Here is a 25,856-nt window from a genome sequence, read left to right as displayed (position 1 = left end):
CACTACGAAAATGCCCGTATCAGTTACGAAGCATTAGCTAAAAACCATTCAGCTGGTGGTCAGAATATACCTTCCCCCATTTCGGGATATGTGAAAAGTATTTTAGTAAAAGAAGGTGATTATGTAACGATCGGACAGCCTTTGGTTAGTGTAACGCAGAACCGTCGCCTCTTCCTTCGTGCAGAAGTTTCAGAAAAGTATTATCCATATTTACGTACGATCACTTCTGCCAATTTTCAGACTCCTTATAATAATCAGGTATATGAGTTACAACAGTTAGGTGGAAAACTTCTTTCTTTTGGCAAAGCTTCAGGAGACAATTCATACTATGTGCCCGTTACTTTCGAATTTGACAACAAAGGAGATATCATTCCAGGAGCATTTATTGAGGTGTTCTTACTTTCTTCTCCAATGGAAATGTTATTTCTGTCCCTCGTACGGCACTAACTGAAGAACAAGGAATATTCTTTGTTTATCGGCAATTGGACGAAGAAGGCTATAAGAAACAGGAAGTTACCCTAGGAGCCGATAATGGCAAAAGTGTACAAATCCTGACCGGATTGAAAGCGGGCGATCGTGTAGTTACCGAAGGAGCTTATCAAGTACGCCTGGCAAGTGCAAGCAATGCAATACCAGCTCATAGTCACGAGCATTAAGAGTAATTGTATTTGATTCTACCAATCAATGAGAGATTAAATCATAATCAATAATTAATAAAATCATCCTTTCCCTCCTATATAAAAAAGAGTAAGGTGAGGCTTATATAATATGCTAAATAAAATAATACATTACTCCCTGCATAATCGTCTGGTTGTGCTCTGCGCGGCTATCCTTCTGCTCATTGCAGGAACATATACCGCCATGAATACGGAAGTAGACGTATTCCCCGACCTTAATGCCCCAACGGTAGTCATCATGACCGAAGCCAATGGTATGGCAGCCGAGGAAGTGGAACAACTCGTTACTTTCCCTGTTGAAACAGCTGTAAATGGAGCTACCGGTGTACGTCGCGTACGCTCATCTTCTACTAATGGTTTCTCAGTAGTCTGGGTAGAATTTGACTGGGGAACAGACATTTATCTGGCACGTCAGATTGTAAGTGAAAAATTGGCAGTAGTCAGCGAATCTCTTCCGGTCAATGTTGGTAAACCGACTCTTGGTCCACAATCTTCCATCTTAGGAGAAATGTTGATTGTCGGTCTGACTGCCGATTCAACTTCCATGCTCGATTTACGTACAATTGCCGATTGGACAATTCGTCCAAGACTTTTGTCTACAGGAGGTGTGGCACAGGTAGCCGTATTGGGTGGAGACATCAAAGAATATCAAATACAACTTGATCCTGAACGGATGCGGCACTATGGAATCTCCATGGGCGAAGTAATGACCGTAACTCAGGATATGAACCTGAACGCTAATGGTGGAGTACTTTATGAATTCGGTAATGAATATATCGTACGTGGAGTACTTTCAACAACCCAAACAGAACAGTTGGGAAAAGCAGTAGTAAAAACAGTAAATGGTTTCCCTGTTACTTTAGAGAATATTGCTGATGTAGTTATTGGTCCGAAAGCTCCGAAATTAGGAACAGCTTCGGAACGTGGTAAACCAGCTGTACTAATGACTGTAACTAAACAGCCTGCCACCAGTACATTGGAGCTAACAGACAAATTGGAAACATCGCTGAAGGACTTACAGAAGAACCTACCTCCTGATGTGAAGGTATCGACAGATATTTTCCGTCAAAGCCGGTTCATCGAAAGTTCAATCGGAAACGTGAAGAAATCGCTTTTTGAAGGAGGTATTTTTGTTGTCATTGTATTGTTCCTATTCCTGGCAAATGTACGTACAACTGTTATTTCATTAGTAACACTACCACTCTCTCTCCTCGTTTCTATCCTGACGTTACATTATATGGGGATGACAATTAATACAATGAGTTTGGGAGGTATGGCTATTGCAATCGGTTCACTGGTAGACGATGCCATTGTCGATGTGGAAAACGTTTACAAACGTCTGCGAGAAAATCGGCAAAAATCAGAAGCGGAACGGCTTAGTACTCTTGAAGTGGTATTTAATGCTTCCAAAGAAGTACGTATGCCTATTCTGAACTCAACTCTTATTATTGTAGTAAGTTTCGTTCCGTTATTCTTCCTTAGTGGAATGGAAGGTCGTATGTTGGTTCCACTGGGAATCGCTTTCATTGTGGCATTATTTGCTTCTACTGTGGTGGCCTTGACACTGACTCCGGTACTTTGCTCGTATCTCTTAGGAAGCAAAAAGACAAATAAGGAACTGAAAGAATCTTTTGTAGCCCGCTGGATGAAAGGTGTTTATGAAAAAGCATTAACATGGGTGCTAAAGCACAAGCGGATCACATTAGGAAGTACAATTGCTCTCTTCCTGGTCGCCCTGGGAATGTTCTTCACACTGGGACGTAGTTTCCTCCCTTCTTTCAACGAAGGTTCATTTACAATCAACATCAGTTCTTTACCTGGCATTTCACTGGAGGAAAGTGACAAAATGGGACATCGTGCCGAAGAATTGTTGTTAAGCATACCGGAAATTCAAACGGTTGCCCGCAAAACGGGACGTGCTGAATTGGACGAACATGCACTTGGCGTGAACGTATCAGAAATCGAAGCACCATTTGAATTGAAAGATCGTCCGCGAAGTGAAATGGTAGCTGAAGTACGTGAGAAATTAAATACTTTGACTGGTGCGAATATCGAAATCGGACAACCGATTAGTCACCGTATTGATGCAATGTTATCAGGTACTAAGGCCAATATTGCCATTAAGTTATTTGGCGACGATCTAAATAAAATGTTCTCACTCGGTAATCAGATAAAAAATGCAATCAGCGATATTCCTGGTATTGCCGACCTCAATGTAGAACAACAAATAGAACGTCCACAGTTGAAGATTCAGCCCAAACGGGAGGTATTAGCCAAATACGGTATCACATTACCCGAATTTTCAGAATACGTAAATGTAGCACTCGCCGGAAAAGTGATCTCTCAGGTATACGAACAGGGAAAGAGTTTCGACCTTATCGTAAAAGTGAAAGATAATGCTCGTGACGAGATGGAAAAAATACGTAATCTGATGGTAGATACAAGTGATGGGCGGAAAGTTCCTTTAAGTTATGTGGCTGAAGTGGTATCTGCTATGGGGCCAAACACCATCAACCGTGAAAATGTAAAACGTAAAATAGTGATTTCTGCCAATGTCGCCGATCGTGATCTTCGCAGTGTGGTTAATGATATCCAGAAACAGATTGATACTTCCATTCAACTACCCGAAGGATACCACATCGAATATGGTGGTCAGTTTGAAAGTGAACAAGCTGCAAGCCGGACGCTGGCATTGACTTCTTTCATTAGTATTGTCGTAATTTTCCTGTTACTTTATCATGAGTTCCGCAGTGTCAAAGAATCCGGAGTCATCTTACTAAACTTGCCGCTTGCATTGATCGGTGGCGTATTTGCACTGATTATCACTACAGGTGAAGTTAGTATTCCTGCCATTATTGGGTTCATTTCACTATTCGGTATAGCTACACGTAATGGTATGCTGCTCATCAGTCACTACAACCATCTACAAAAAGAAGAAGGCCTGGGAGTATACGAAAGTGTAATTCGAGGTTCACTCGATCGTTTGAATCCTATTTTGATGACAGCATTATCTTCAGCTTTAGCTTTGATTCCACTGGCCCTGGGAGGCGATCTTCCGGGTAATGAGATTCAAAGTCCGATGGCTAAAGTAATTTTGGGTGGATTATTAACTTCGACTTTCTTGAATGGTTTCATCGTTCCGATTGTTTATCTGATGATGCACCGGAAAGATAATTCTCATACTCCATCGGTTGAACGAGAGGATGGAAATTGATCCTTAATAAGAAAAACTTATTATCATCCTATTGAACAAATTAAGAAATCAATAGAACGAATTAATGAAAAGAAAAATATGAAACGAATCATTATCATAAGTTCTGTACTCCTTGCCTTAACAGGCGGAGTACAAGCTCAAAACGGAATCGATCAGGTATTGCGTAATATTGAAACCAACAATAAAGGTTTACAGGCAAACGCACAACTTATCGCTTCTCAAAAACTGGAAGCTAAAACGGAGAATAACTTAGCCGATCCGACACTGTCGTATGCCCACCTGTGGGGAGCAAAAGACAAAAGCGAAACAATTGGTGAACTCGTAATCTCACAAAGTTTTGACTTTCCGAGTCTGTACGTAACACGTAATAAACTGAATCGCCTGAAATCAGGAGCATTCGATAGTCAAGCAGATGTTTTTCGCCAGAATATGCTATTGCAGGCTAAAGAGATATGTTTGGATATCATCATGTTACGCCAACAAAAACAAATTCTGGAAGAACGGCTTCGCAATGCGGAAGAGTTATCCAAGATGTACGCCAAACGTTTGCAAACAGGGGATGCAAATGCACTTGAAACGAACAAGATAAATCTGGAATTACTGAACGTCCGTACAGAAACATCATTAAACGAAACAACGCTGCGTAACAGGTTACAGGAACTAAATGCGCTAAATGGTAATGTTCCGGTGGTCTTCGAAGAGACAATATACCCAGCAACACCTCTTCCCGCTGATTATCAAATTCTCAAATCGGAAGTTATGGCTTCTAATCGTACTCTTATGGCACTCGGTAATGAAAGTCTGGTTGCCCGTAAACAAATTTCGGTCAATAAATCGCAATGGTTGCCCAAATTGGAATTAGGATATCGTCGGAATACTGAGACGGGAGCTCCCTTCAATGGTGTAGTAGTAGGTTTTTCATTTCCACTTTTTGAAAACCGAAATAAGGTAAAAGTAGCCAAAGCTCAAGCATTGAATATTGATTTGCAAAAACAAAATGCTACTCTTCAGGTGGAATCGGAATTAACGCAACTCTATCGGGAGGCTCAATCTCTACATGCTTCAATGGAAGAATATCAGAAAACATTCCAGGCACAACAAGATCTTGAACTATTGAAACAGGCATTAACCGGAGGTCAAATCAGTATGATCGAATATTTTGTCGAAGTTTCAGTATTGTATCAAAGTCATCTGAATTATCTCCAGTTAGAAAATCAATATCAGAAGGCTATGGCACGAATTTATAAAAGCAAATTATAATAAGTACCTCTGCAAAATAACTTTATAAAAGGTGCGGATTACATAGAGTATACAGATTCTTTCATTTACTTTATATCTTTGTTTGTGCCATAGTATTGGCACAAATTGCTTCTATGCGATTGATAAGCCCTCCTAATAGAGATAGACGAATTCTATTTACTAGAAAGAAGAATTCTGCCAAGAAACTACAGTGTTTTCACTTCTTCCGGCAAGTATCCGCTACGGATACGCCACTCTTGAGGATATAGATTATTGGCACGATTACCAATATTCTTCACAAACCCCAAAGGAATATTCCGGTAAGTAAGTAAAATATAACCACGAGAGGCTGTTACTGATAAAGTAATAGCCTCTTTTCTTAAATAAGCAATAGCTTGCTCATAAGTAACTTCTTCGGTAACAAAAGCTCCTTGACGAAGTACAGAAGTACTCATTGCCAACGCATGAGCCGGAATCAAATCTTTACCTTTCACTTCTCCAACAGCAGTTCCCGCCTGAATGACACGAAGATTCTGCTTCAAAATGGCAAGTTCATTCTGATATTGCCGAGAAAATGCACAAATAGTAGTATCTTCCGTAGTTAGAACATACTTATCCAAGATATCTTTTCTCAGCCAGTTTTCAGCCATTTTCAGATTTTCCCTAGACACAGGTGAGGCAGAAGTAGTTCCTCCTCTTTTATCTTTCTTTTTCTGATTTTTACTCTTAACAATATCAAGATTAAAAATAGACTCATCATCTGACATCGGTTTGCGCAAAGCAGCCAAAAAGAATCCTTCGCCTTTCGTCTTATGAGGTAAAAAATGGTAAACAGGCAATTTTTCTTCTCCTAGAAGATCTCCGGTAATATTCCATTCAGCCTGAATATCTAATGATAATAGTTCTGCCCCGAATTCTTCTCGTATCCAACAAACATTTTCTTCGTCCTCTTTTGTATTATAAGTACATGTGCTATATATAAGAATCCCACCTGGTTTCAGACAAGCCCAAATATCCGAAATAATTCGTCGCTGACGCTGCCAACAGATTTCGACATTCTCAGGGCTCCATTCTTCAATAGCCACCGGATCTTTTCGGAACATTCCTTCACCGGAACAAGGAACATCAGTCAGAATGATATCGAAAAATGAAGGTAACTGTAAATAATCGGATGGATCATTATTAGTTACTACCACATCCGGATGTCCCCACTTCGTCAGATTCTCTGCCAGAATTTGCGAACGGTTCCGAATCACTTCATTTGCCACCAACAAACTACCTTCGGGAAGTACACTCCGAAGATGTGTGGATTTTCCGCCGGGAGCTGCACAAAGGTCTAACATGATTACAGATTCTTTGACGTATTGACGAAGTATCTGTTCCACAAACATAGAAGATGCCTCTTGCACATAATAGCATCCTGCATGAAACAATGGATCAAATGTAAAAGTCAAACGTTCATCAAGATAATATCCTTCAGAAGCCCAAAGCACTTTTTTAAATGAATAATCATCATGACTCATCATCCATTTTCTATTATTTATACGGATACTGACGGGAGGCTCCTGTTGTAAAGCAACAGCTAACTTTTCATATTCTTCATTGCCAAGTAAGGCACGTGTATAATCGATAAAAGAGACAGGTAAATTCATTTTTCATTTATTAATTCCTGCAAATATCAAAAATATTTCTTCTCTTTGCAACTTTCTCAGATATTAACTACGTCTAACCAATAAAGAAACAAATAATAAATAACCATATGAAACAATTTATCATGGCCCTCTTCGCTGTATTATCTTTGTGTACTTCAATATATGCACAAGATTTTTTGATAAACAGCACTACAACAGCTCTAAATGCTGCGAAGAATAATATCAGTACACAGACTTTACTAATTCAAAATTCGAATGGAAACATTTCACTCCCTTTCGAGCTTAATGATGTCCTCAATGATGTCATTGAAAAAGGTATTATAGTCTCTATCATTAGTACGATTGTCGTATTTGCATGTCCGGTTTTTATATTGTTTATTATCTTTTTCTTTCGCTATAAAAACAGGAAAGCACGTTATCATCTTGCGGAACAAGCATTAGCAGCAGGACAACCTTTACCAGATAATCTTATCAAAGAAAAAAAGACAACTGACCAGCAGACACAAGGTATTAGAAATACTTTTACCGGAATCGGTATATTCATCTTCCTTTGGGCGCTCACCGGTAAATTTAGTATCGGAGCTATTGGACTACTCGTTATGTTTATGGGGATTGGTCAATGGATTACCGGATATAAACAGCAAAAAAAGAACTCTGAAAACAAATGAGCCAACTCAATGAAATCTCATTAGTCGCACAGGTTGTGGTATTAAAAAACACCAAGGCCTTTGATCAGTTAGTGCAAAAATATCAGTCGTCCATCCGGCGTTTTTTCCTGCACTTAACTTGTGGAGATAGTAGTTTGAGCGATGATTTGGCACAAGATACATTTATCAAAGCATATACTAATCTTGCTTCTTTCCAAAATCTGTCTAGTTTCTCTACATGGTTGTATCGGATTGCTTATAATGTATTTTATGATTATATTCGCAGCCATAAAGAGATGGCTGATCTGGATACTGGAGAAGTAGACACTATTCATTATACCATACAAGAAAACATTGGGCAGAAAATGGATATTTATCAGGCACTCAAAACACTCAAAGAAATGGAACGCACCTGTATTACCCTATTTTATATGGAGGATGTAAGTATCGATAAGATAGCAGGTATTATGGAAATTACGACGGGGACCGTCAAAAGCCATCTGTCACGTGGAAAAGAAAAATTAGTTGTATTTTTAAAACAAAATGGTTATGGAAGAAATAGATAATGATAAACTTTTGCATGATTTCTTTGCTGAAAACAAGCAGGAAATAGCTGATAACGGATTCAGCCAACGTGTTATGCATCATTTGCCTAGCCAAAGCGATTGGCTTGCACGTATCCCAACAGCTCTAATTGTAATCATCGGAACTACACTTTTTGTATGGTTAGGTGGGGCGGAAGCAACTTTGAGAAATATGCAGGAAGTAATTGCTAACATAGACCAAAAATCTTTTATAATCATAACTATAGTATTGCTGTACTTAGGTGTGAAGAAAATCTGCTCATTGGCATAAAGAAGTTTCCAAACAATGCTTAAAAGTAAGAGATATGTTAAAACATGATAAATATCCCCTTTACTTCAAGTTGCCCAAAACATAGATATACTATCTTTGTTCCTCTGTAAACTAAAAGAGAAAAAAGAGTTTTGAAGCTACGTATATTTATTTTATTTCTGTTCTTATCTTTGCTCCATGTACAGGCAGACATTGTCGATAGCCTAAAGATACAACATAGGGATTCGGTCAACTTGACAAGTGATTCCCTTGTCCTTTGTTTTTTTTCAGAAGCAGGTCTCCCAATTTCTAATAATAACAAAGTAAAACTACTGAAAAGCGGACACGAAAAGTTTATTGATTTATTTGAAGCCATCCGAGAAGCGAAACATCATATTCATTTAGAATACTTCAACTTCCGTAATGATTCCATTGCTAACGCATTGTTTAATCTGTTAGCCGATAAAGTAAAAGAGGGAGTGGAAGTGAGAGCTATGTTTGATGCTTTTGGTAATTGGTCAAACAATAAACCACTAAAAAAGAAACATCTTAAAAAGATTCGTGAGCAAGGAATAGAAATCGTTAAATTTGATCCGTTTACTTTCCCATATATTAATCATGCTGCACATCGAGATCATAGGAAAATTGCTGTCATCGATGGAAAAGTTGCATACACTGGAGGAATGAACATTGCAGATTACTATATCAATGGACTTCCTAAAATCGGCACCTGGCGTGATATGCACATGCGTATTGAAGGAGATGCAGTAAACGATCTTCAAGAAATCTTTCTCACTATCTGGAATAAGGAAACAAAGCAAAATATCGGTGGAGATGCTTACTTTCCGGAACATAAGAAAGTTACTGACAGTACTGATATTGTTATTGCCATTGTAGACCGTACTCCGAAGAAAAATAGCCGTATGTTAAGCCATGCTTATGCCATGTCTATTTATTCGGCCCAAAAGAATGTGCATATTGTCAATCCTTATTTTGTTCCAACTTCTTCCATCAAAAAAGCATTGCAAAGAACGATTGATCGGGGGGTAGATGTTACTATTATGGTATCATCTGCCTCTGATATCCCATTCACCCCCGATGCTGCATTATATAAGTTGCATAGATTGATGAAAAGGGGAGCAACTGTGTATATGTACAATGGCGGATTTCATCATTCTAAAATCATGATGGTAGACGATCTGTTTTGTACAGTCGGTACAGCTAATTTAAACAGCCGTAGCCTGAGATACGATTATGAAACAAATGCGTTCATTTTTGATCAAAAAATTACAGGAGAATTGAATGATATGTTCTACAATGACATAGAACATTGTACTAAACTAACGCCTGAGTTCTGGAAGAAACGTTCTCCATGGAAAAAATTCGTAGGGTGGTTTGCAAACCTATTCACTCCATTCCTCTAAGAAAAATGAAGAATAAACAATTACTATGCGCACATGATGAGCAGTAAATTCTCCATTCTTCATTCTTCATTCTTCATTCATTTCACTACCTTTGCAACATCTATCAAATAGCAATAACCATAGGACAATGAAACAATATTTAGATCTACTCAACCGTGTATTGACTGAAGGTTCTGAGAAAAGTGACCGTACTGGCACAGGAACAATCAGCGTATTTGGTCATCAAATGCGTTTTAACCTCGATGAAGGTTTTCCATGTCTAACCACCAAAAAACTACACCTTAAATCAATCATCTATGAATTGCTTTGGTTTCTGCAAGGTGATACTAATGTGAAATATTTGCAAGAACATGGTGTACGTATCTGGAATGAATGGGCAGACGAAAATGGCGACTTAGGCCATATTTACGGATATCAATGGCGTTCATGGCCTGACTACAATGGTGGATTCATCGACCAAATTAGCGAGGCAGTCGAAACAATCAAACACAATCCGGATTCACGCCGAATCATAGTAAGTGCCTGGAACGTAGCTGACCTGAATAACATGAATCTACCTCCTTGTCACGCTTTCTTTCAGTTTTATGTAGCCAATGGACGTTTAAGTTTGCAACTTTATCAACGCAGTGCTGATATCTTCCTCGGAGTACCTTTTAATATTGCATCATATGCTTTATTATTACAAATGATGGCACAAGTTACCGGACTTAAAGCAGGAGATTTTATCCATACTCTTGGAGACTCTCATATTTACCTGAATCATTTGGAACAGGTTAAATTGCAATTAAGTCGTGATCCACGTCCGTTACCACAAATGAAAATAAATCCAGACGTGAAGAGTATCTTCGATTTTAAGTTTGAAGATTTCGAATTAATTAATTATGATCCACATCCACATATTGCTGGAGCAGTAGCTGTATAAATTATGAGTAAAATATCTATTATTGCCGCTGTAGACAGCCATATGGCAATCGGTTTCGAAAACAAGTTATTATTTTGGTTGCCGAACGATCTGAAACGTTTCAAGGCATTAACCACAGGAAATACGATTATCATGGGACGAAAAACCTTTGAATCACTTCCCAAAGGTGCACTTCCCAATCGAAGAAATGTCGTATTATCTTCTAATCCGGATTTACATTGTTCGGATGCAGAAGTATTTACATCTCTCGATTCTGCTTTAAAAAGTTGTCAGGAGAATGAACATATATTTATCATAGGAGGGGCAAGTATTTATCACCAGGCACTTCCCTTAGCTGATGAACTCTGCTTGACAGAAATAGACAGTGTCGCTCCACAAGCAGATGCGTTCTTTCCGGAAGTATCGCCAATAATATGGCATGAAAAAAGCAGAGAAGTTCATCCTGCGGATGAAAAACATCTCTGCCCATATGCTTTTGTCAATTATGTTAGAAAGTAATTTGAAGTTCCCAATTATTCTTCGTCTACATCTACCATAATCGGCATTTGCCGTTTAATAGCTTCGTGGAAGGAAATCAGAGTCTCTGTACGTGCCAGACCTAATGGCTGCAATTTATCATGAATAATACTCAGCAAATGGTGATTATTCTTCGCATAAATTTTGATAAACATATCATATTTGCCAGTAGTAAAATGACACTCTACTACTTCCGGAATGGCCTCCAAAGCTTTCGTTACTGAATCAAATGATTCAGGATCCTTCAGATATATACCAATATAAGCACAAGTCTCGTATCCGACTTTCTCAGGATCAATAACATATTCAGATCCTTTCAATATTCCTAAGTTAGTCAATTTTTGGATGCGCTGGTGAATCGCTGCACCAGAAACATCACATGCTCTCGCCACTTCCAAAAAAGGAATACGTGCATTTGCTGCTATCAGTTTCAGAATCTGCTCATCTAAAGCATCTAATTGATGATGTCCCATATTGAATCAAATTGTTTTAATCAGTGAATCTTTTATGCAAAGTTAGCGATTTTCCGACAACAAATACTATGAATTATTACTTTTATTTCCAAATATCGGATAAGTCATCAATTGTTTGTACCTTTGTCTAAAACATAAATATACCATTTATATGAAACCTTTTTACTGCATACTCCTTTTTTTACTGATTACAGCAGGAAGCTATGGACAGAATTATTCTGATCATTTCCTGGATAAAACACTTCGGGTAGATTATATCTTTACCGGAGATATTAAACAACAATCCATTGTTTTGGATGAACTATCTGAACTCCCTACATGGGCAGGTCGCCGTCATCATTTGTCTGAACTTCCATTAGAAGGTAATGGGCAAATTACTATAAAAGATCTATCTACTAAACAATGTATCTATAAAACCTCTTTTTCTTCTTTATTTCAAGAATGGTTATCAACCGATGAAGCTAAAGAAACAACTAAAGGATTCGAGAATAGTTTCCTCCTTCCCTACCCTAAACAGCCTGTAGAAGTTGAAATTATTTTATTAAACCCACGCAAAGAAGTAACGACCAGTTACAAACACATTGTTCATCCTGACGATATTCTAATTCATAAAAGAGGGACATCACACATTACTCCACATCGATACTTACTTCAGAGTGGAAATGAAAAAGATTGTATAGACGTTGCTATTCTCGCTGAAGGATATACGGATAAAGAAATGGATATCTTCTATCAGGATGCTGAGAAAGCGTGTGAAAGTCTATTTTCACATGAGCCGTTCCGTTCAACAAAAAATAAGTTTAATATTGTAGCAGTAGCCAGTCCTTCAATAGATAGCGGTGTCAGTGTCCCTCGTGAAAATACATGGAAACATACAGCAGTGCAGTCTCATTTCGATACTTTCTATTCGGATCGCTACTTAACAACCAGTCGGGTGAAGTCAATTCACAATGCATTGGCTGGTATTCCATATGAACATATCATCATACTTGCCAATACCGATGTATATGGTGGAGGAGGTATTTATAACTCATACACACTGACTACTGCACACCATCCGATGTTCAAACCTGTTGTAGTACATGAATTCGGACATAGCTTTGGAGGATTGGCTGACGAATATTTCTACGAGGACGATGTCATGACAGATACCTATCCCTTAAATGTAGAGCCATGGGAACAGAATATTACTACACGTGTAGACTTCTCATCGAAATGGAAAGATATGCTCCCTTCTGATGCTCCAATCCCAACTCCTGTTTCTCAAATAGAAAAATACCCGATTGGAATATATGAAGGTGGCGGATATTCTGCCAAAGGTATCTATCGTCCAGCATTCAATTGCCGGATGAAGACAAATGAATATTCGGAATTTTGTCCTGTCTGCCAACGTGCTATTCGCCGAGTTATCGACTTCTATGTCCCTTAATTGTTATATCATACAGACAAACTAAAAAACAATATATTGTTAAACTCAAAAAACAGGTTTTATGATCAGACTTCAACCGATTAATACATCGGACATTCAACATTACAAATTTATGGAAGAACTTCTAATAGACTCTTTTCCTGCAGAAGAATACCGGCAATTGGAAGAATTACGTGAATTCACTGACCGAACAGGAAACTTTCATAATAACATCATTTTTGATGATGAACTGGCTATTGGATTCATTACATACTGGGATTTTGAGCATTTCTATTATGTAGAGCATTTTGCAACTAACCCAGCTCTACGTAATGGTGGTTATGGAAAACGTACTTTAGAGTATTTATGTGACTATCTAAAACTTCCCATCGTTTTAGAAGTTGAACGCCCCGTAGAAGAAATGGCTAAACGGCGTATAAACTTCTATCAACGCCATGGGTTTACATTATGGGAAAATGATTATTACCAACCGCCGTATAAACCTGGAGATAATTATCTTCCAATGTATCTTATGGTACATGGTGCATTAGATGCAAAAAAAGACTTTGAAGAAGTAAAACAAAAACTCTATACTGAAGTTTATAAAGTTAAAGAATAGCCAGTATAACTATAATGCTAAAATCTAAAAGAACGAACAGAAAACAGATAAGCCTGTCTCGGAAATCATACCATCTGGGGCAGGTCTAAATTTCTCATACCTTTATAATAAACGAGAGTTCCCATCTTCATATAAAACATCTACCTATAAAAGCATATAAAGCCATATGTACAAAATTAACCTCACTTCAAAGAAATCCAAAAAGAAAAGGGTATCCCCAAAATGGATACCCTTTATCTTTTATATATCAAAACCAACTATTTATTATCTTTTTTCTTTGAAGAATAGTTAATTTTCAAAGCAGAAGCTTTTCTAAGAGCATTTTTCACATCGGTAACAATACCCATCTTAGTTTTTTCATCTACTTTCAGAGATACTGTCATTTTACCCCGATCACTCTCATTCATATTCGAACGTTCCTGGAAGACAAAATCTCCTATTTGATCTACTTCAGCATAGCTATCATTCAACTGAATACGACTTTCAGTACCCATTTTTCCACGATATTCTGCAGAAGGTTCACCTATATAAATGAATGTTACCAGCGACTTCTTCTCCAATTTCTCTAGTTCAGTACCCACAGGGAGACTTATCTGAACCTTCAATGTAACCTCACGCATTGTTGTTACAATCATAAAGAAAAACAACAAAGTAAAGATAAGGTCAGGCAACGAAGAAGTATTCAATGCCGGCATTTCACGTTTACCAGTCTTATTAAATTTTCCCATTACTTCTTATCTCCGTATTTTTTAGGTTCTGCTTCAGAAATTCTCTGCGGATAAACTTCACGGATAGCTTTCTGTTGTTTATCATTCAGTTCCGCATATGGTCTCTGCCATTTTTCTTTAGCTAATTCATCTCTCAACTCATTGTATGCAGCAACCAATTCGTTCTGCACACTTATATACGCCTGATATGAAGACCCACGGTCATTTTGCAAAGAAATTACGTGCTTATCATTAATAAGAGTTGTACCTAAGAATTCCACATTTTTTTGTGTTTTCTCCGGCTTATGTGCTTCATTATTATAATTAGCTATAAATTCTTTGGCTTTAGCTCTTAATTCTCCAACAGCAATATATTCACCACCGCACATCAATTCATCATTCTTATTTAGATATACCTGTAAAATATTGCGTTCTTTAATTTTATCAGTTTCCCGATTCTCTTCATCAGGGGGAGGTGGCAAAAGTCTTGCTAAACCTTGGTCCGTATCCATTGATGTAGTAATCAAGAAGAAGATAAGCAATAAGAAAGCTATATCTGCCGTAGAACTGGAGTTAATATCAGGAACTTTTCTTTTTCCTCTAGCCATTTTAATTACTTTATTAAATTTAGCTTAATTGATTATGATATTTTTTTCTTTATGCCACTCGCAATGATTGCAACAATTGTTACAAACAACAGAATGTAAATAGTATAAAGGAACATATCAGTTATCTTCAGCCAGAAAGTAACGTTGTCTGCACCTTCATAACCACGGATATTCATTGGAGTTCCATCCCCTATAGCCCAAGTTACAAATAGAATCACAACCATAAGTACTAATCCAAGCAAAGACTTAACAGCATTAGCCGGATTATCTTTCAAAGCTGCACCAAATTGGAATACTGCAGCAACTACAGTAGCTGCAATAGCTATACCAAACAAAGCATACATTAAATAAAGTAAAGCATCTGTTTGAGCCGGTTGCCACATTTCGGGATCTATTCCCGGAATCGCCGCATCGCCTGTTGCGCTTCCTCCTAAGAAGAATAGCACCATAACGATTAGGATAACGGCAAACATCGCATACAATGCATAATACGATGCTTTATATGTAAGTTTACTCATCTTGAATTATTTTTTGTATTTCAAATTATATTTGATAACCATATCAAGCAAAGTGATAGAAGAATCTTCCATTTCACTTGTAAGAGCTTCAATTTTAGAAAGTACGTAGTTGTAGAATACCTGAAGAATCAAAGCAACGATCAAACCAAAGATAGTTGTAATCAAAGCTACTTTCATACCACCTGCTACAACCGTCGGAGAAATATCACCTACAATTTGAATTTTATCAAATGCCTGCACCATACCGATTACAGTACCCAAGAATCCGAGTGACGGAGCCATCGCGATAAACAATGTGATCCATGAACATCCTTTTTCAAGATAACCAGCTTGTACACCTCCATAAGATACTACAGACTTCTCAACAACATCAATACCTTGGTCGATTCTCATCAAACCTTGATAATAAATAGAAGCAACTGGACCTCTAGTGTTACGTGCGATGTCTTTAGCAGCTTCAACGTCACCTTTTTCCAAAGCAGCTTCAATAGATGCCATAAACTTCTTTGTGTTAATTTCAGCCAAGCTCAGATAAATGATACGTTCGATACAGAAAGCCAAACCAATTACCAAAGCAATAGCTACCAAACTCATGAAGGATGCAGTACCTTCAATAAACTTGATTTTGATTTCTTTGTGAAGACCAGTTTCTTCTGCAGCAGGAGCAGCAACTTGAGTAGCAGCCGGTGCAGCAGCTGGAGCAGCCTGTTGTTCAGTTTGTTCTGCCGCAGGAGCATCTTGAGCCTGAGCAAGTTGAGTTGAGCCGAATGCCAAGGCCCCAATCACAGCAACAATTGCAAATAACTTTTTCATTGTGTGTCTAATTTTTAAGATTAATTAATTAATTATTATTTATTGTATTTACTTTACGTTCTTTTTTATCTTGCGGAGAGAGGGGGATTCGAACCCCCGATACACTTTTGGCGTATACACGCTTTCCAGGCGTGCCTCTTCAACCACTCGAGCATCTCTCCCTACGGTTTTTTCGAATTTTCAGCTACAAATGTATCCTTTTTTTTCTTTTCATGAAGCATTATCCCTTTTTTATCTCGAATAAATACTGCAAATTAATAAAATTTAAAACCTTTCTGACCTTATTTGGAGAATCCAAACACTTTTAATGCGTTTTCCGAAGTGACCTGTGAAACACGTTCCGGACTTACCTGATAAATTTCTGCTACTTTCAAAAGAGTATCCTTTATATTTGCACTTTCATTTCGTTTTCCACGATTCGGAACTGGCGTCAGATAAGGAGAATCTGTCTCAAGCACCAAGCGTTCTAACGGAACGGAAGACGACAAAGTTCCTGCTAACAATGACTTCTTAAAAGTAACGACCCCATTAATACCTAACATAAATTTTTCGAATTCCAAACATTTCACAGCTTCCTCCAATGTTCCGGTAAAACTATGAAAAACACCTCTTAAAACAGTATCTTTATATGGTTCCATTACCTTATATATATATTCGTAAGCATCTCGAGCATGAATTACGATAGGCAAGTCATATTCAAGCGCCCATTTAATTTGCTTTTCAAAGACCAACAACTGTTCTTTTAGAAACGTTTTATCCCAATATAAATCGAGTCCTATCTCTCCTATCGCTATAAAGTTATTAGGAACTGACAGATATTTATGAACAACCGCCAACTCCTCTCCATACGACTCATTCACTGAAGTTGGATGTAATCCGATCATAGGAAAACAAAAGTCCGGATAATCAGCACAAACAGACAACATAGGTTTAATAGTTGTACTATCAATATTAGGCATAAATATAGATGAAACACCGGCTTGTCGGGCACGTTCCATCACTTGTGGTAAATCTTTGGAAAATTCTTCTAAAAAAAGATGAGAATGAGTATCTATCAACATATTCAATCGTTTTTTCCTAACTTTATTTTTTCACCAGAACGGTAATAATATACTAAACCATAATCTCGACATTTCTCCAAACGATCTTCATTAGGCATTACTTCCTGAAATTTATTTTCTACCTGATTCCATATATCACGAATCAGTTCATCGGCACGATCCCTCATAGAAGCAAGTTCCTCTAAACTACGATTAGTCAATGCCTGATAAGCTTTTTGACGTTCATAACTATCTAAAAAGATATCATAATGTACTTTAACACGAGCAATAGTCGGATTATAAATAGGTATTCCTCCCTGGGATACCCTTCGTTGTTCACCATCAATAATTTTTCGTCCCCACTCCACCAATGCAACTTCACTCAACAAGTCTGGTACAACATTTGCCTCAGGCAACTCGTATAATTGTTTATTTCCCACTTTTATTTCATCACGAAGCACCGCCAAATTTAGTACTTGAATAAAATGAGAAATATACAATCGTGCCATTTTCACATTTCCCTGATGTTTACGACTAGCCCTAGACTGGTTCTCATAACATTGCATATAATAATTTTGAGCAGCTTCAAATTTCTGCAAAAAATTACGAGCATCAAATAAAGTTTTCAAAGTAATAGCCAAATCACGTACATTATATACATCGCCCTTTCCGACCGCTGCTTTCAGCGCCCGAACCCTAGCTTGATCGGTATTTGGTAATCGTCTATAAGGCATCTCTTAAAACTCAGTTATATTTCACGATACATCAGTAATTTCACTAAATTTTTTAATTCTTTCTTCTTTTCTTCGGTAACTCCAACAGCTTCCAAGCTTTTCATTGCAAGCGTATAATATTCGCGCATTTTATTTTCACATATACCACGAATATTAAGTTCATTGTAGAGCGTAGTTACCGCATTAATTTTTTCATCGGGCTCATAAGCTTCAACATCCAACCATTGCTTCAACTCCTTATGCTGTTTTTCGTCAGCACGTTCCAACGCTTTTATCAGCATATATGTTTTCTTGTTACAAAGAATATCTCCACCTATTTTTTTCCCGAACACTTCCGGATTCCCATATACATCTAATAAATCATCCTGTAATTGAAATGCGACTCCCATCTGCATTCCAAAATTATATAAATTCGTAGCATCTTCTGCAGGCGCTCCTGCCAAAACAGCACCAATTTTAAGACTAGCAGCAAGCAATACAGCTGTTTTCAACCGGATCATTTCTATATATTCACTTTCTGTAACATCACTTCTCGATTCAAAATCCATATCTAACTGTTGTCCTTCACAAATTTCAAGTGCAGTCAGACTAAACAAATCCATTACTTCTTTTAAATACGAAGGTGCAGAAGCACTCATATATTGATAAGCCAATACCAACATAGCATCTCCCGACAAAATTGCACTATTATCATTCCAGACTTTATGTACAGTAGGTTTACCTCTACGTACATCTGCACGATCCATTACGTCATCATGCAACAGCGTATAATTATGATATACCTCAATCCCCGTAGCCGGATCATAAATTGAAGAAACGTCCTCACGATATAAATTATATGCCATCAACATCAATACCGGACGTATCCGCTTCCCTCCTAGAGAAAGGACATACTCTACCGGTGCATAAAGTCCTTTCGGACTCCGAGCGAATTGAATCTCAGAAATACGACTATTTATTTTATCAAGTAATTGAGAAGCTGTAAACATGATAGTAACAAAGATTTAGTGAATAAAAAGAGGCTGCCGAAAGCAGCCTCTTCATTTTATGATAGGATACAAATTATGTCAATCTAAACGCTACAGGAACAGTAAACTTAACGCGAACTGGTTTACCACGCTGTTTACCTGGTGTCCATTTTGGCATGGTATTGATCACACGAATAGCTTCCTTATCCAAATATGGATCTACACTACGTACAACTTGTGCATCTACAATACTACCATCCTTATTCACCACAAACTGTACAATAACACGGCCTTGTGTACCTTGTTCCTGTGCAATTACCGGATACTTAATGTTTTTATTCAAATATTGCATCAAAGCAGCAGTTCCACCCGGGAATTCTGGCATTTGTTCTACAACTTCAAAGATAGTCTGCTCCTCTGGTTCTGTTTCAACAACTTGTACCGGCACATACGTTACATTTGTCTTTGCTTGTGTAGGGAGATTATCTTCGGTAAGAATATCTGTTGATTCTTCAACATCTGAATTATCATCAACAATTTCCAACGTTTCAGCAACTTTCGGAGCTTCAGCGGGTGGCGGAGTATTCGGCTCTGGAGGGGTTTCTGTAATAGGAATAATTTCCTCCTCAAATACGACTTCAGTTACAGCTTGAGCGACATCGATTTTCACGTCACGTTTAGTCCATTCGAACGCTACGAACATGAAAGCCAATACGATCACGTAACCGATGAGCAACCAGGTAGACTTCTTGCCTTCCAGGTCTGCTTTGGGTGATTTTTTAACTTCCATAAGTTTAATTAATATAATTGATTAAAAAAAGTGTCTGCTAAAGGTTTCTGGGCAAATATAGCACATTTTCAAATAACCATCCCTCTCTTCCTATCTTTTTATCCAGCTTTTTAACTTTTTTAATTTTTCCAGCATCCCACTTTAATGCTTTTATAAGCAATTGTTGGGTTATTATTCAAAATTACCTGTATCTTTGGCGAACTAAATTAGAAGAATTTATCAAGATGAAAAAGATAACTATCGCAATTGACGGATTTTCCTCTTGCGGAAAAAGTACGATGGCCAAGGATCTTGCTAAAGAGGTGGGCTACATTTACATTGACAGCGGTGCAATGTATCGTGCAGTCACTCTATATAGTATAGAAAATGGAATCTTCAATGGAAATGCCATTGATACAGAGAAATTGAAACAAGATATTAAAAATATCCGGATTTCCTTTAAGCTGAACTCCGAAACAGGACGCCCGGATACTCATCTCAATGGGGTAAATGTAGAAAGCAAAATCCGTTCAATGGAAGTTTCATCTAAAGTTAGTCCAATCAGTGCCCTCGACTTTGTACGCGAGGCAATGGTTGCCCAGCAACAAGTTATGGGAAAAGAAAAAGGGATTGTAATGGATGGACGTGATATTGGTACTACTGTTTTTCCTGATGCTGAATTAAAAATCTTTGTTACAGCTTCACCGGAAATCCGTGCACAACGACGTTACGATGAGTTGAAAGCCAAAGGACAAGAAGCCAGTTTCGATGAGATTTTGGAAAACGTCAAGCAACGGGATTATATTGATCAACATCGTGCAGTGAGTCCGTTACGTAAAGCAGAAGATGCGTTATTATTGGATAATACAAATCTGACCATCGAACAACAGAAAAAATGGTTATTTGAACAGTTCAACAAAGTCACCGGATAGCTTATACATTAAATATATGATTAAGGTAGAAATCGATGAAGGTTCCGGATTCTGCTTTGGTGTAGTTACAGCCATCAATAAAGCAGAGGAAGAACTAACCAAAGGCGAGACTCTCTATTGTCTGGGAGATATTGTACATAATAGTAAGGAGGTGGAACGTCTCAAAGAAATGGGACTAATCACCATCAATCATGATGAATTCAAGCAATTACGAAATGCAAAAGTATTACTTCGTGCACATGGAGAGCCACCTGAAACTTATATGATCGCTCGCGAAAATAATATAGAAATTATTGATGCCACCTGCCCGGTAGTTTTACGCCTACAAAAACGTATCAAACAAGGTTTTCTGGAAGACAACCAGAAAGAGAAGCAGATCGTCATTTATGGGAAAAACGGACACGCTGAAGTATTGGGATTAGTGGGACAAACCGATGGTCAGGCTATTGTTATTGAGAAAGCAGAAGAAGTCAAAAAGCTGGATTTCAGTAAGAGTATCCGTCTTTTTTCACAGACAACAAAGTCGCTGGATGAATTTCAGGAAATTGTAGAATACATCAAACAGCATATTTCCTCTGAAGCCACCTTTGAGTATTATGATACCATTTGCCGTCAGGTTGCAAACCGAATGCCTAAGCTTCGGGAGTTCGCAGCTTCACATGACTTAATATTCTTTGTAAGTGGGAAAAAAAGTTCGAATGGAAAGATGTTGTTCGAAGAATGCTTAAAAGTGAATCCAAACTCCCATTTAATAGATAGCCAGGAAGAAATTGACGCTTCTTTGCTTAAAGATGTAACATCTATCGGTGTATGCGGAGCGACTTCCACTCCCAAATGGCTAATGGAAAAAATATCACGCTATATTCAAACACAAATTAAAGAATAGGTAACTCATCAGCAAAGAATAAATTGATTGAAGAAGAGTGTGATTTGAACAATTTTAATATTTTCTTCATATGAAAACGAAGTTCTAAAATAACGTTTTCAACTTTTTATTGTACTTTTGTCGCAGCAAATTAAATAAAAAGATTGTTATGGGAACAGTTAAGTGTATAGGCATATTAACCTCTGGGGGGGATGCTCCCGGAATGAACGCTGCTATTCGTGCGGTAACACGTGCAGCCATTTATAATGGATTACAAGTTAAAGGTATATATAGAGGCTACAAAGGTCTAGTTACAGGAGAGATCAAAGAGTTCAAAAGTCAGAATGTTAGTAACATCATCCAACTTGGTGGAACTATCCTGAAAACTGCACGTTGTCAAGAGTTCACTACACCTGAAGGGCGACAACTTGCTTATGACAACATGAAAAGAGAAGGAATCGACGCTTTGGTTGTTATCGGTGGTGACGGTTCTTTGACAGGTGCACGTATTTTTGCACAGGAATTTGATGTACCTTGTATCGGATTACCCGGTACAATTGACAATGACCTTTATGGTACTGATACTACGATCGGATATGATACAGCCCTGAATACAATATTAGATGCAGTAGACAAAATCCGTGATACTGCTACTTCACATGAACGTCTGTTCTTCGTTGAAGTAATGGGACGTGATGCCGGTTTTCTTGCATTAAATGGTGCAATCGCATCAGGAGCAGAAGCTGCTATTATCCCAGAATTCAGTACAGAAGTAGACCAATTGGAAGAATTCATAAAAAATGGATTCCGTAAATCAAAGAATAGTAGTATCGTGTTGGTGGCAGAAAGTGAACTCACCGGAGGTGCCATGCATTTCGCAGAACGCGTGAAGAACGAATATCCTCAATACGACGTACGCGTAACTATTTTAGGTCACTTACAACGAGGTGGTAGTCCAACAGCACACGATCGTATTTTAGCAAGTCGCTTAGGTGCGGCTGCCATTGATGCCATTATGGAAGATCAACGTAATGTTATGATTGGTATCGAACATGATGAAATCGTCTACGTACCCTTCAGCAAAGCTATCAAAAACGACAAGCCAATTAAAAAAGATCTTGTCAATGTATTAAAAGAACTCTCTATCTAAACGAGAAACAAGAATATATAACGAACGGCAAACGTCTGTAAAAACAGATTGTTTGCCGTTCGTTATTATCATTCAGTCTCCGCCAAAGATTAATACTTGTTCAGCCAACGTTGTAATAGATGCTCCGTTTCCTCCCAAAGTTGTTTCTTTTGCATATGTCGGATATATTTCTCAGACAATACTTTCCGACGGCTGCTAGCATAAAGCTGTCCAGTCACACCTGCTTCCTTCGCATTCAGCAACAATCCAATGGCTGTTTCCGCTCCTTGCCGAGGTGTACGGATAAACGGTCGGAATAAAATATCCGTCAAAGGGTCAAACCATTGATGCATGGTTATAATATTCGTAGAAACAATTCCAGGGTCAGCTGCATTCACAGTAATCTCTTTGTCTTTTAGACGGTCAGAAAGTTCAAGAGTAAATAACATCAAAGCCAGCTTTGTGTTACTGTAAACAGGAATTCTGAAAAAACGTCCTTTCTTCCCTCTCAAATAGAAATCCGGAAAATCAAGATGTCCGATAGCATATGTACAGGAAACCATATTGACAATACGTGCCCCTGGCACTAATATGGGTAGCAGTTTATGCGTGAGCAGGAAGGGTCCTAAATAATTAACGCTAACTGTACGTTCGAAACCATCAGTAGTAATATGAAGCCCCGTTTCCATTGTACCTGCATTATTCATCAACAATGAAACAGACAAATTGCGTTTTATCACTTCATTAGCAAAAGAAATGACCGAGTCCATAGAAGACAAATCAATAGCTAATACTTCTAAATGTGGATTTCCTGTTTCCTTAACTAGTTGTTGACGGATCCCTTCAGCCTTCTTAGGCTGATAACAAGCCATCAATACATGATAACCAGCTTCAGCAACAGCACGAGTAATTTCTGTCCCCATTCCCCCATCAGCACCGGTAATAATTGCCCATCTTACTTCCTTCATTGTTTCTCTAATTTTTCGATCTCCTTTTGTAAACAAAGGGGCAGTTTTTCTTTCAAATGTTGATGACAAGCCATTTCGATAGTATACATCCGTCCGATACAATAGTTACTGTGTCCACAAGTACAACGTGCTAACTCTTCTTGTCTCATCCGATTTACAAATCCCGGTTCATTCAATAATGCACGTGCCATTTGTACTGCATCAAATCCTAAATCCAGTACTTCTTCTATTTTTTCCCGGGAAACCAGACCACCCACATAAATTAATGAAGCATCCGGCAATGCTTCACGAAACTTCAAAGCATCTTCAAGAAAATAAGCTTCTTTAAAAGGAACAGTAGGTATCATCCATTTACCAAACATTCGAACGCCATATTTTAACCACCAACAATCCATATAATAAGACATAGAACGAATCGGCATTGCTCCTCGCATAACATACATCGGTGCCTTACTAACAAAACCTCCACTTAACACCAAAGCATGAGCCCCCAATTCCAATAAACGCTTAGCTACCGGAATCGTTTCATCCAATTCCATTCCTCCCTTAAATCCATCCCGCATATTCATTTTGACGATGACTGCCATATCATTACTTGCCACCTTCATCACTTCACCCATTACCAGATCCATAAATCGCATTCGATTTTCCAACGAACCGCCATACTCATCTTTTCTATGATTTGTAGATGGAGAAAGAAACTGACTGATCAAATACCCGTGACCAGCATGTACTTCGACTGCATCAAACCCAGCTTCTCTAGCCAAGTTCACGGCCTGTCCATATGCTTTAGCCATTTCAAGCAGTTCCTCTTTCTTCATTCCCCGCACAAAAGTAGGAGAATAAAGATTGAAACCGGAACAGGCTGATATCGGAGTTACTCCACAAATCTTTTTATGAGACATATTGCCACAATGTCCTATTTGGATTCCGGCAGCAGCGCCTTCAGCATGAATGGCATCCGTCACTTCTCGTAAACCGGGAATAATTTCCGGACGTAACCATAACTGACGATCGAATGAAAGCCCACTTTGTGTCACAGCAGCATAAGCAACTGTTGTCATTGCAACCCCTCCCGCAGCTACCGAACGATGATAATCAAGTAACATTTGAGAAGGAGCATTTCCCGGACACATACTTTCAAAAGCTGCCGAACGAATGGTACGATTTCGTAAAGTAAGAGGCCCGATTGTGACTGGAGAAAAAAGTAATTTCCGTTGTTCTTTCATATTATTAGTCGACTTCATAGATTCTTATTTACAGAAATTTAAGTGCAATATTCGCTAAAATTATTTATATGAACAAGCTTTTCAGTATTAAAATCAGATAGAATCAAGGGCAACTTAATACAGATACGGGAATACTCGTTTCCTTCGTCCAACCTTCTCTCCAAATTCTTCCCGATAACGGTGCCAGATAGCATTAGCTCGGGGAACAAGATTAGCAATTGTCCACCAAAAGAAAACAAGTCCGGAAAGGGAACAAGTCAATACGGCCCAACCTAACCATTCCACAATTTCACCAAAATAATTAGCAGAAGTAATATAACGATACATTCCTTTCTGAGGTAAATAATGACGTGTATCACCGGGTTTACGCAAATGACGAATCACATAATCGGCATGCCAATTCACAAACATTCCTGTAAAGAAAAGAAGTGTACCTACTATAAACCAAGGGGTAGAAAACCAATCAGATTGATACATATCTTTCGGAGCAAGATAAAAAATCCATTCTCCTTGCATATAACCATTCAACAAATTAAAAAGTATTCCCATTGACATGATAGCCAACGGCATTTTACTCTTTCCATTCAACAAGAAAGGAAATACAAAGGCGCGCTGAAAATAATGAGTTTGAAAGAATAGAAAAAATGTTAGAACGACCGGATCAAAACGACGTTCCGAATGTATCCACATCCAACACATCACTATAAAGACAGGGGCTTCCATAAATACCCAAGCCAACTTATTGGAAATAGCTACTCCCCACGAATTCGTACGGAACATTCCATACCCGGCTTTTACAAAGTAAAGTGCGATAAAAACGATCAAAGCAATCAGGCTCATACTACCCAAAAAGCAATAAAAAGAATCTATATTCATAGTAAACTTATTTTCAACATGCAAATATAATAAAATCACTGCAATATGCCAGAGCTTATATGAAATAAGAAGCAA

26 protein-coding genes, 1 tRNA gene and 1 pseudogene are annotated in these 25,856 nt (G+C 38.1%); 14 read left to right on the top strand and 14 right to left on the bottom strand.

Annotation, left to right across the window (positions count from 1 at the left end; all coding sequences use genetic code 11):
- The 3 genes and pseudogenes from EJF25_RS09815 to EJF25_RS09805 all read left to right on the top strand — a co-directional run.
- Positions 1–656 (top strand): annotated as a pseudogene (locus EJF25_RS09815) (efflux RND transporter periplasmic adaptor subunit); the annotation flags it as partial.
- Positions 657–768: 112 nt separating this feature from the next.
- Entirely contained in the window at positions 769–3,891 is a 3,123-nt protein-coding gene (locus EJF25_RS09810; RefSeq protein WP_125041048.1) for an efflux RND transporter permease subunit, read from the top strand.
- 78 nt (positions 3,892–3,969) lie between these two features.
- On the top strand, positions 3,970–5,151 hold the full coding sequence (locus EJF25_RS09805) for a TolC family protein (protein ID WP_125041047.1): 1,182 nt from the start codon (positions 3,970–3,972) through the stop codon (positions 5,149–5,151).
- Positions 5,152–5,336: 185 nt separating this feature from the next.
- Here the strand turns inward: EJF25_RS09805 and EJF25_RS09800 are convergent, their stop codons facing one another.
- Positions 5,337–6,782 (bottom strand): methyltransferase RsmF C-terminal domain-like protein, encoded by a 1,446-nt coding sequence (locus EJF25_RS09800; RefSeq protein ID WP_125041046.1) that lies wholly within the window; start codon positions 6,780–6,782, stop codon positions 5,337–5,339.
- Positions 6,783–6,889: 107 nt separating this feature from the next.
- Between EJF25_RS09800 and EJF25_RS09795 the strand changes: the two genes are divergently transcribed.
- The 6 genes from EJF25_RS09795 (at position 6,890) to EJF25_RS09770 (ending at position 11,107) form a co-directional block, all read left to right on the top strand.
- Complete coding sequence (locus EJF25_RS09795) at positions 6,890–7,450, top strand: DUF6249 domain-containing protein (RefSeq protein ID WP_125041045.1); 561 nt, start codon at positions 6,890–6,892, stop codon at positions 7,448–7,450.
- Positions 7,447–7,995 carry an RNA polymerase sigma factor gene (locus EJF25_RS09790; protein WP_125041044.1) on the top strand — a complete coding sequence of 183 codons (549 nt, stop codon included), beginning with the start codon at positions 7,447–7,449 and terminating at the stop codon, positions 7,993–7,995. The genes EJF25_RS09795 and EJF25_RS09790 overlap by 4 nt, the downstream gene beginning before the upstream one ends.
- Positions 7,979–8,284 carry a DUF5056 domain-containing protein gene (locus EJF25_RS09785; protein WP_125041043.1) on the top strand — a complete coding sequence of 102 codons (306 nt, stop codon included), beginning with the start codon at positions 7,979–7,981 and terminating at the stop codon, positions 8,282–8,284. The genes EJF25_RS09790 and EJF25_RS09785 overlap by 17 nt, the downstream gene beginning before the upstream one ends.
- Before the next feature lie 131 nt (positions 8,285–8,415).
- Positions 8,416–9,687 (top strand): cardiolipin synthase, encoded by a 1,272-nt coding sequence (gene cls, locus EJF25_RS09780; RefSeq protein ID WP_200832895.1) that lies wholly within the window; start codon positions 8,416–8,418, stop codon positions 9,685–9,687.
- Between the two features lie 127 nt (positions 9,688–9,814).
- Positions 9,815–10,609 (top strand): thymidylate synthase, encoded by a 795-nt coding sequence (locus EJF25_RS09775; RefSeq protein WP_125041042.1) that lies wholly within the window; start codon positions 9,815–9,817, stop codon positions 10,607–10,609.
- 3 nt (positions 10,610–10,612) lie between these two features.
- Positions 10,613–11,107 (top strand): dihydrofolate reductase, encoded by a 495-nt coding sequence (locus EJF25_RS09770; RefSeq protein ID WP_125041041.1) that lies wholly within the window; start codon positions 10,613–10,615, stop codon positions 11,105–11,107.
- A gap of 14 nt (positions 11,108–11,121) precedes the next feature.
- On the opposite strand, the gene EJF25_RS09765 is transcribed toward EJF25_RS09770, so the two are convergent.
- Positions 11,122–11,598, bottom strand: a complete 477-nt coding sequence (locus tag EJF25_RS09765) for an Lrp/AsnC family transcriptional regulator (RefSeq protein ID WP_125041040.1) — start codon at positions 11,596–11,598, stop codon at positions 11,122–11,124.
- A 151-nt stretch (positions 11,599–11,749) separates the two neighbouring features.
- Here EJF25_RS09765 and EJF25_RS09760 point away from each other — a divergent pair, with 151 nt between their 5' ends.
- Both EJF25_RS09760 and EJF25_RS09755 read left to right on the top strand, forming a co-directional pair.
- Positions 11,750–13,027, top strand: coding sequence for an IgA Peptidase M64 (locus EJF25_RS09760; protein WP_125041039.1), 1,278 nt, complete (start codon positions 11,750–11,752; stop codon positions 13,025–13,027).
- Between the two features lie 61 nt (positions 13,028–13,088).
- Positions 13,089–13,625, top strand: a complete 537-nt coding sequence (locus tag EJF25_RS09755; RefSeq protein WP_125041038.1) for a GNAT family N-acetyltransferase — start codon at positions 13,089–13,091, stop codon at positions 13,623–13,625.
- A gap of 257 nt (positions 13,626–13,882) precedes the next feature.
- Here EJF25_RS09755 and EJF25_RS09750 read toward each other — a convergent pair whose 3' ends face one another.
- The 9 genes from EJF25_RS09750 to EJF25_RS09710 form a co-directional block, all read right to left on the bottom strand.
- Positions 13,883–14,353, bottom strand: coding sequence for an ExbD/TolR family protein (locus EJF25_RS09750; protein ID WP_025074533.1), 471 nt, complete (start codon positions 14,351–14,353; stop codon positions 13,883–13,885).
- On the bottom strand, positions 14,353–14,940 hold the full coding sequence (locus tag EJF25_RS09745; protein WP_125041037.1) for an ExbD/TolR family protein: 588 nt from the start codon (positions 14,938–14,940) through the stop codon (positions 14,353–14,355). Before EJF25_RS09745 ends, EJF25_RS09750 begins: the two co-directional genes overlap by 1 nt.
- 32 nt (positions 14,941–14,972) lie before the next feature.
- Complete coding sequence (locus EJF25_RS09740) at positions 14,973–15,458, bottom strand: hypothetical protein (RefSeq protein ID WP_125041036.1); 486 nt, start codon at positions 15,456–15,458, stop codon at positions 14,973–14,975.
- A gap of 6 nt (positions 15,459–15,464) precedes the next feature.
- The gene (locus EJF25_RS09735; protein ID WP_125041035.1) at positions 15,465–16,271 is read right to left on the bottom strand and encodes a MotA/TolQ/ExbB proton channel family protein; all 807 of its coding nucleotides are present in this window, start codon (positions 16,269–16,271) and stop codon (positions 15,465–15,467) included.
- Between the two features lie 73 nt (positions 16,272–16,344).
- Positions 16,345–16,432: transfer RNA gene (locus EJF25_RS09730), tRNA-Ser, on the bottom strand.
- A gap of 120 nt (positions 16,433–16,552) precedes the next feature.
- On the bottom strand, positions 16,553–17,332 hold the full coding sequence (locus tag EJF25_RS09725) for a TatD family hydrolase (RefSeq protein ID WP_125041034.1): 780 nt from the start codon (positions 17,330–17,332) through the stop codon (positions 16,553–16,555).
- A 2-nt stretch (positions 17,333–17,334) separates the two neighbouring features.
- A complete protein-coding gene (locus tag EJF25_RS09720) occupies positions 17,335–18,045 on the bottom strand; it encodes a hypothetical protein (protein WP_125041033.1) in 711 nt (236 codons plus the stop codon).
- A gap of 14 nt (positions 18,046–18,059) precedes the next feature.
- Complete coding sequence (locus EJF25_RS09715; RefSeq protein ID WP_125041032.1) at positions 18,060–19,034, bottom strand: polyprenyl synthetase family protein; 975 nt, start codon at positions 19,032–19,034, stop codon at positions 18,060–18,062.
- Between the two features lie 73 nt (positions 19,035–19,107).
- A complete protein-coding gene (locus tag EJF25_RS09710; RefSeq protein WP_125041031.1) occupies positions 19,108–19,803 on the bottom strand; it encodes an energy transducer TonB in 696 nt (231 codons plus the stop codon).
- A gap of 47 nt (positions 19,804–19,850) precedes the next feature.
- Between EJF25_RS09710 and cmk the strand changes: the two genes are divergently transcribed.
- From cmk to pfkA, 3 genes are all read left to right on the top strand, one after another.
- Positions 19,851–20,714: a (d)CMP kinase gene (gene cmk / locus EJF25_RS09705; RefSeq protein ID WP_370685716.1), complete on the top strand. Its 864-nt coding sequence runs from the start codon at positions 19,851–19,853 to the stop codon at positions 20,712–20,714.
- Between the two features lie 16 nt (positions 20,715–20,730).
- Positions 20,731–21,600, top strand: coding sequence for a 4-hydroxy-3-methylbut-2-enyl diphosphate reductase (locus tag EJF25_RS09700; RefSeq protein WP_125041029.1), 870 nt, complete (start codon positions 20,731–20,733; stop codon positions 21,598–21,600).
- A gap of 148 nt (positions 21,601–21,748) precedes the next feature.
- Positions 21,749–22,729: a 6-phosphofructokinase gene (gene pfkA, locus EJF25_RS09695; RefSeq protein WP_125041028.1), complete on the top strand. Its 981-nt coding sequence runs from the start codon at positions 21,749–21,751 to the stop codon at positions 22,727–22,729.
- A gap of 89 nt (positions 22,730–22,818) precedes the next feature.
- Here pfkA and EJF25_RS09690 read toward each other — a convergent pair whose 3' ends face one another.
- The 3 genes from EJF25_RS09690 to EJF25_RS09680 all read right to left on the bottom strand — a co-directional run bounded on the left by EJF25_RS09690 (position 22,819) and on the right by EJF25_RS09680 (position 25,781).
- Complete coding sequence (locus tag EJF25_RS09690) at positions 22,819–23,676, bottom strand: SDR family oxidoreductase (RefSeq protein ID WP_125041027.1); 858 nt, start codon at positions 23,674–23,676, stop codon at positions 22,819–22,821.
- Positions 23,673–24,923: an NADH:flavin oxidoreductase gene (locus EJF25_RS09685; RefSeq protein ID WP_370685713.1), complete on the bottom strand. Its 1,251-nt coding sequence runs from the start codon at positions 24,921–24,923 to the stop codon at positions 23,673–23,675. The genes EJF25_RS09690 and EJF25_RS09685 overlap by 4 nt, the downstream gene beginning before the upstream one ends.
- 96 nt (positions 24,924–25,019) lie before the next feature.
- A complete protein-coding gene (locus EJF25_RS09680) occupies positions 25,020–25,781 on the bottom strand; it encodes a DUF1295 domain-containing protein (protein ID WP_125041026.1) in 762 nt (253 codons plus the stop codon).
- Positions 25,782–25,856 lie beyond the last annotated feature (75 nt).

Source organism: Bacteroides faecalis, assembly GCF_003865075.1.
In the GTDB taxonomy this organism is placed as follows: Bacteria; Bacteroidota; Bacteroidia; order Bacteroidales; family Bacteroidaceae; genus Bacteroides; species Bacteroides faecalis.
Note: the sequence above shows the minus strand (reverse complement) of the source record. Positions and strands in the feature narration are given on the sequence as shown.

What these genes read in the sequence shown, in the direction of transcription:
- EJF25_RS09810 (WP_125041048.1), top strand. Translation starts at nt 769, where the DNA reads ATGCTAAATAAAATAATACATTACTCCCTGCATAATCGTCTGGTTGTG.
- EJF25_RS09805 (WP_125041047.1), top strand. Translation starts at nt 3,970, where the DNA reads ATGAAACGAATCATTATCATAAGTTCTGTACTCCTTGCCTTAACAGGC.
- EJF25_RS09800 (WP_125041046.1), bottom strand. Translation starts at nt 6,782, where the DNA reads ATGAATTTACCTGTCTCTTTTATCGATTATACACGTGCCTTACTTGGC.
- EJF25_RS09795 (WP_125041045.1), top strand. Translation starts at nt 6,890, where the DNA reads ATGAAACAATTTATCATGGCCCTCTTCGCTGTATTATCTTTGTGTACT.
- EJF25_RS09790 (WP_125041044.1), top strand. Translation starts at nt 7,447, where the DNA reads ATGAGCCAACTCAATGAAATCTCATTAGTCGCACAGGTTGTGGTATTA.
- EJF25_RS09785 (WP_125041043.1), top strand. Translation starts at nt 7,979, where the DNA reads ATGGAAGAAATAGATAATGATAAACTTTTGCATGATTTCTTTGCTGAA.
- EJF25_RS09775 (WP_125041042.1), top strand. Translation starts at nt 9,815, where the DNA reads ATGAAACAATATTTAGATCTACTCAACCGTGTATTGACTGAAGGTTCT.
- EJF25_RS09770 (WP_125041041.1), top strand. Translation starts at nt 10,613, where the DNA reads ATGAGTAAAATATCTATTATTGCCGCTGTAGACAGCCATATGGCAATC.
- EJF25_RS09765 (WP_125041040.1), bottom strand. Translation starts at nt 11,598, where the DNA reads ATGGGACATCATCAATTAGATGCTTTAGATGAGCAGATTCTGAAACTG.
- EJF25_RS09760 (WP_125041039.1), top strand. Translation starts at nt 11,750, where the DNA reads ATGAAACCTTTTTACTGCATACTCCTTTTTTTACTGATTACAGCAGGA.
- EJF25_RS09755 (WP_125041038.1), top strand. Translation starts at nt 13,089, where the DNA reads ATGATCAGACTTCAACCGATTAATACATCGGACATTCAACATTACAAA.
- EJF25_RS09750 (WP_025074533.1), bottom strand. Translation starts at nt 14,353, where the DNA reads ATGGGAAAATTTAATAAGACTGGTAAACGTGAAATGCCGGCATTGAAT.
- EJF25_RS09745 (WP_125041037.1), bottom strand. Translation starts at nt 14,940, where the DNA reads ATGGCTAGAGGAAAAAGAAAAGTTCCTGATATTAACTCCAGTTCTACG.
- EJF25_RS09740 (WP_125041036.1), bottom strand. Translation starts at nt 15,458, where the DNA reads ATGAGTAAACTTACATATAAAGCATCGTATTATGCATTGTATGCGATG.
- EJF25_RS09735 (WP_125041035.1), bottom strand. Translation starts at nt 16,271, where the DNA reads ATGAAAAAGTTATTTGCAATTGTTGCTGTGATTGGGGCCTTGGCATTC.
- EJF25_RS09725 (WP_125041034.1), bottom strand. Translation starts at nt 17,332, where the DNA reads ATGTTGATAGATACTCATTCTCATCTTTTTTTAGAAGAATTTTCCAAA.
- EJF25_RS09720 (WP_125041033.1), bottom strand. Translation starts at nt 18,045, where the DNA reads ATGCCTTATAGACGATTACCAAATACCGATCAAGCTAGGGTTCGGGCG.
- EJF25_RS09715 (WP_125041032.1), bottom strand. Translation starts at nt 19,034, where the DNA reads ATGTTTACAGCTTCTCAATTACTTGATAAAATAAATAGTCGTATTTCT.
- EJF25_RS09710 (WP_125041031.1), bottom strand. Translation starts at nt 19,803, where the DNA reads ATGGAAGTTAAAAAATCACCCAAAGCAGACCTGGAAGGCAAGAAGTCT.
- EJF25_RS09700 (WP_125041029.1), top strand. Translation starts at nt 20,731, where the DNA reads ATGATTAAGGTAGAAATCGATGAAGGTTCCGGATTCTGCTTTGGTGTA.
- pfkA (WP_125041028.1), top strand. Translation starts at nt 21,749, where the DNA reads ATGGGAACAGTTAAGTGTATAGGCATATTAACCTCTGGGGGGGATGCT.
- EJF25_RS09690 (WP_125041027.1), bottom strand. Translation starts at nt 23,676, where the DNA reads ATGAAGGAAGTAAGATGGGCAATTATTACCGGTGCTGATGGGGGAATG.
- EJF25_RS09685 (WP_370685713.1), bottom strand. Translation starts at nt 24,923, where the DNA reads ATGAAGTCGACTAATAATATGAAAGAACAACGGAAATTACTTTTTTCT.
- EJF25_RS09680 (WP_125041026.1), bottom strand. Translation starts at nt 25,781, where the DNA reads ATGAATATAGATTCTTTTTATTGCTTTTTGGGTAGTATGAGCCTGATT.